At 62.4% G+C, this 4,638-nt stretch carries 7 protein-coding genes; 6 read left to right on the forward strand and 1 reads right to left on the reverse strand.

Annotated elements, in window-relative coordinates; genetic code table 11:
- The 6 genes from ENZ75_RS21745 to ENZ75_RS34650 all read left to right on the forward strand — a co-directional run.
- Positions 1-298 (forward strand): DUF983 domain-containing protein (locus ENZ75_RS21745; RefSeq protein ID WP_128278305.1); only part of this gene is annotated, 298 nt, incomplete at its 5' end.
- Positions 299-384: 86 nt separating this feature from the next.
- Positions 385-1,125, forward strand: coding sequence for an NUDIX domain-containing protein (locus tag ENZ75_RS21750; RefSeq protein ID WP_063167899.1), 741 nt, complete (start codon positions 385-387; stop codon positions 1,123-1,125).
- A gap of 75 nt (positions 1,126-1,200) precedes the next feature.
- Positions 1,201-2,379 carry an MFS transporter gene (locus ENZ75_RS21755; RefSeq protein WP_024503576.1) on the forward strand — a complete coding sequence of 393 codons (1,179 nt, stop codon included), beginning with the start codon at positions 1,201-1,203 and terminating at the stop codon, positions 2,377-2,379.
- A gap of 111 nt (positions 2,380-2,490) precedes the next feature.
- Positions 2,491-2,949: a hypothetical protein gene (locus tag ENZ75_RS21760; protein ID WP_024503577.1), complete on the forward strand. Its 459-nt coding sequence runs from the start codon at positions 2,491-2,493 to the stop codon at positions 2,947-2,949.
- 153 nt (positions 2,950-3,102) lie between these two features.
- The gene (gene rpmG, locus ENZ75_RS21765; protein WP_006201775.1) at positions 3,103-3,270 is read left to right on the forward strand and encodes a 50S ribosomal protein L33; all 168 of its coding nucleotides are present in this window, start codon (positions 3,103-3,105) and stop codon (positions 3,268-3,270) included.
- A 583-nt stretch (positions 3,271-3,853) separates the two neighbouring features.
- A complete protein-coding gene (locus ENZ75_RS34650) occupies positions 3,854-4,063 on the forward strand; it encodes a hypothetical protein (protein ID WP_013531922.1) in 210 nt (69 codons plus the stop codon).
- A gap of 316 nt (positions 4,064-4,379) precedes the next feature.
- Here ENZ75_RS34650 and ENZ75_RS21780 read toward each other — a convergent pair.
- The coding region (locus tag ENZ75_RS21780) for a TOBE domain-containing protein (protein ID WP_128278307.1) at positions 4,380-4,638 on the reverse strand (259 nt) is incomplete at its 5' end.

Raw genomic sequence — 4,638 nt, forward strand, 5'->3', positions numbered from 1 at the left:
AAGTCGACGTCGCCTCCACGCCCATGAAGGCGCCCAGCACGATGTGGCCGACGACCTGCCGGCCTACCTCGTCATCGTCATCGTCGGCCACATCGTGCTGGGCGCCTTCATGGGCGTGGAGGCGACGTCGACTTTGTCCATATGGCAGCACATCGCCATCTGGGTGCCGCTGACCATCCTTTTGTCGGTTGCGCTGCTGCAGCCGGTCAAGGGTGCCGTCATCGGACTGCAATGGGCCTTCTATATGCACGGCTTCGGCGGCGAGCACGACGTGATCGAGCCGCATCCCGGAGCCTAGGCCGCAGCCAAGAATGCTGCCTGGCGCAACATACCGACCGTGAAAGGCCACTTTCGCTTGCCAGAAGTTTCCGCTAGGTCCTGCGCATGGACGGTATGACCAAGGCGGAAGTCGACAGGATCGAGCGGAGCATGATCGCTCATAGCGGCCGGCCAATTCGCCCGCGCGACGCGGCAACCCTCATCCTGCTCGACCGCAAGGACGACGACGTACTGGTTCTGATGGGTCGCCGCCATGCCGGCCACGCCTTCATGCCGGGCAAGTTCGTCTTTCCCGGCGGCCGCACCGATCCGGCCGATAGCCGCATACCGGTCGTCGCCGCCCTGCACCCGAAGCAGGAAGCCAAGCTGATCGCCGGGCCGGGGCGCACAAGCGCCGCACGAGCCCGCGCCATCGCCCTGTCGGCCATCCGAGAGACCTATGAGGAAGCCGGGCTGCTGATCGGCCGCAAGGGTGCTTTCGCAACCCCCAGATCCGACTGGCAAGGCTTTGCCGAACACGGCGTGCAACCCTCTCTCGACATGCTGCGCTTCGTCGCGCGCGCCATCACGCCGCCCAACCGGGTGCGCCGCTTCGACACCCGTTTCTTCAGCGCCTGGCGTGACGACGTCGCGGTCGAGCTGCCCGGTGGCGGTCCGACCAACGAACTGGAAGAGCTGGTCTGGCTGCCGCTTGCCAAGGCCAGGGAAGCCGACATACCCGACATCACCCGAATGATCCTGGACGAGTTGGAAAAGCGCCTCGCCCATGATCCGCTGTTGCGTCCAGGCGGTCCCGTGCCCTTCTACCGGCTGGTCCGCAGGCGCTTCATCCGCGAACTTCTCTAGAGCAATTCCAGGAAAGTGTGACGCGGTTTTCCGTCCGAATTGCGTAAGATCAAACAGACAGAGTATTCAGCATCCATGACGGTCGATACCCAACCAAAGGGCGACGAGCGCGTACACTGGCTGCCGATGGTGGCGGCGATCTCGTCGATCAGCGTCGTCGGCATCGCCATCGGCCTCGGCATGCCGCTGCTCAGCGTCATCCTTGAAACACGCGGCCACTCGGCTTCGATGATCGGCCTCAACACCGCCGTCGCCGGCCTCGCCTCGATCGCCGGTGCGCCGCTGGCGACCCCGCTCGCCATGCGCTTCGGCGTTGCCTGGACCATGATCGCCATGATCGCCGCCGGCGCGCTGGCCTTTGTCGGCTTCCATTTCGCACCCGATTTCTGGATGTGGTTTCCACTGCGCATCGTGCTGCACATTGCGCTGACGGTGCTGTTCATCCTGTCTGAATTCTGGATCAGCACCTCGGCGCCGCCGCACCGGCGCGGCCTTGTCCTTGGCATCTACGCCACTGTCCTGTCGCTCGGCTTTGCCGCCGGACCGTGGCTGTTCGCTCATCTCGGCAGTTCCGGCTTCAGGCCGTTCGGCGTCATCATCGCGTTGGTGACGCTGGCGGCCATACCCGTGCTGGCAGCACGCAACGAGAGCCCGTCGATCGCCTCGGATGGCGAAACCAGCAATTTCCTGCGCTACATCTGGCTGGTGCCGTCGGCGACCGCTGCCGTGCTGGTGTTCGGCGCGGTGGAAACCGGCGGCTTTGCGCTGTTCCCGATCTACGGCAGCCGAATCGGCTATTCCGAGGCCGATGCGGCCCTTCTGCTGACCATGATCGGCCTCGGCAATGTGTTGTTGCAGATCCCGATCGGCATGATCAGCGACCGCGTCAGCGATCGCCGCTACCTGCTGATTGCCTGCGCGACGGTCGGTCTTATCGGCACCGTGTTCATGCCCTTCTTCGCCCAGAATTGGCATTTGATGGCCGCGCTTCTGTTCGTCTGGGGCGGCGTCGTCGCTGCCATGTACACGATCGGCCTTGCCCATCTCGGCTCGCAGCTTTCCGGCCATGAACTGGCGTCGGCCAATGCCGCCTTCGTGCTGTGCTACGGCGTCGGCATGGTGCTCGGGCCGCAGGCGATCGGCATCGGCATGGATGCGTTCGGCCCGTCCGGCTTCGGCTGGTCGCTCGGCCTGTTCTTCGCCGCCTATATCGCTTTGGTCGCCGTCAGGTTGGTTCGCAAGATCCTGCTGTAGCGCGACTGCGGCCTGCCATGCATTTGGCACGGCACGGTGACAGGCTGCTGACAGAACCGTGTCAGGAGCACAGGGCTAAAAAGGTGTCCCAAAACACTTGAGGACACTTCCATGATCGACAGCGGCTTTGAAACCACATCGCTACGAATGACACTGCTTCTGCTCGTGACCTTCCAGGCTCCGGCCGCCGACGTCGACCGCATCATGGATGCCGTGGTGGCGATCGCGCCGCTGGCCATGGGCAAATATGACCGCAATGCCTATCAGTCGGCGCACGGCATCGAACGCTACAGGCCGCTTGACGGTGCGGCCGCCGGCGCCGAAACCGAATTGCGGCGGCGCCCCGGCACGGTCGAGGTTTCCTTCGAACTGCCGGACGACCAGGCGCTGGCCGCCCGCGTCGTCGAGGCGATTTTCCAGGCGCACTCCTACCAGGAACCGGTGATCCGCATTCAGCCGATTCTCGCCAGCCGTTCCAAGGGGCTGGACGACCGCGCCAATCCGAATCGCTGGTGGAACACGACCGGAGACTGGAAGAAGGTTGCGGCATCGGCGACGGAAACCGCATGATTTCCGCTCCCGAGCCGGCTCTGGTGGGTCGCACAAGGCCTACCGGGCTTGACTTTCCGGGCGCGTTCTTTATGTGTCGCGCCAAGTTTCCCGCGTCCGGGTGTTTCCCCGTGCTCCAGCGGCCAAAACCCCACGAACAAACGGACTGATATCATGGCCAAAGCCGCAAACATCAAGATCAAGCTTCTGTCGACCGCCGACACCGGTTTCTTCTACGTGACCAGCAAGAACAGCCGCACCAAGACCGACAAGCTGTCGTTCCGCAAGTACGACCCGGTCGCCAAGAAGCACGTCGAGTTCAAGGAAACCAAGATCAAGTAATCCGGGTTTCCCGCCGCAATGCCGAAACGCCGCCCAATGGGCGGCGTTTTTCGTTTGTAACAGTTGATTTCGTTGCATCCGAGCAGAGACTCCAGCCAAAGGATTGACCCTTAGCCATGGTTGCGGCACCCTTGGCCGTGGGTTGGGTGTCACGAATAAGGCGCCTATGGATGTCGAAGAAGTTGAAAGCTGCAATCATTGCAGCCCTTGTCGCTCTGGCTGCTGGCTTTGCCGTCAGCAACGGGCTGATAAGCCAGCAGACGGCCGATGAGATCAAGGCCAGGACTGACCAGGTTCTGACTGAGGAAGAGGCCGCACCGCCTGCACCTCAGCCTGACACCCCCGCCACGCCTTCCACGGAACCCGCACCGCAGGCTCCGACACCTCCCGCCGCGGCACCCCCGCAAGGATCACAACAGGGTCAATGAAGAAGCCTCGCCAGGATGGGCTCCTCTCGTGCGATCGCACCATCTGAGTGTATCGTTTTAATACAATCGCCAATTGGTAGACTTGCACCACGGATAAGTAGTTAGTTTCAGCGTCAGGCAAAAAGGGGGGAAATGCCTCGCACTGGGAGAAAACGATGTCCGTACAAAAAGGCGACTTTCGAACCAACAGAGCCGACTACGTGATTGCCGCGATGCATGGCGGAGTGACCGCCGAAGACAGCGTTCGAGACGAGAACCTGGCAAGGAGAAAGAAGTCCCTGTGGCTGAAGGAGCGGCGATCGGCCAAATCGGCTGAAAACCCGTTGGACAGCTCGCCGCTGTCCAAAAGAAGCCCTCGCGGTTAGCGGTCTACAATCGCCTTCCGCGATCACACCATATCCGCACACAACCCACTCGCCCATATTGCAGGGGCCACCGTCGGTGTTGACTAACTCCGACGGTGGCCTAGTTCGCGGCGAAATGACCTCCGTTCTTTTGAGAAGACGGCGGGACTAAGGTCTTGCGCCCTAGACGCAAAGGTCCGAGCGATCCTGTTAGGTTCCGGAAATGTCTCTTGGACGTTCCGCTATTTTATCCAATTGAAATGTAGCGTTACCGTGTATGTCCCGCCCGATAGCGGCGCCTGATCCGGCTGCCCGCATCCGACCCGGCTGCGTCCCCTCAGCCGATGCGCTCGCCGCTTTTCGCATCGAACAGATGCAGCTGGTCCGGTTCGGCCGCCAACCGCACCACGTCGCCGGACTTGACGCCGGCACGGCCCATGGCAAAGACGCACAGCTGCTGGCTGGCTAGCTTGACGTAGAACTGCGTCGAAAGGCCGAGCGGCTCGACCACACCCACCTCGCCCTTCAACGCACCGTCGTCCGCCAGCTTGATATGCTCGGGCCGCAAACCGACGGTGATGGCGTCACCGTGGGTC

This window comes from Mesorhizobium sp. M7A.F.Ca.CA.002.04.1.1, assembly GCF_004022805.1.
In the GTDB taxonomy this organism is placed as follows: domain Bacteria; phylum Pseudomonadota; class Alphaproteobacteria; order Rhizobiales; family Rhizobiaceae; genus Mesorhizobium; species Mesorhizobium ciceri.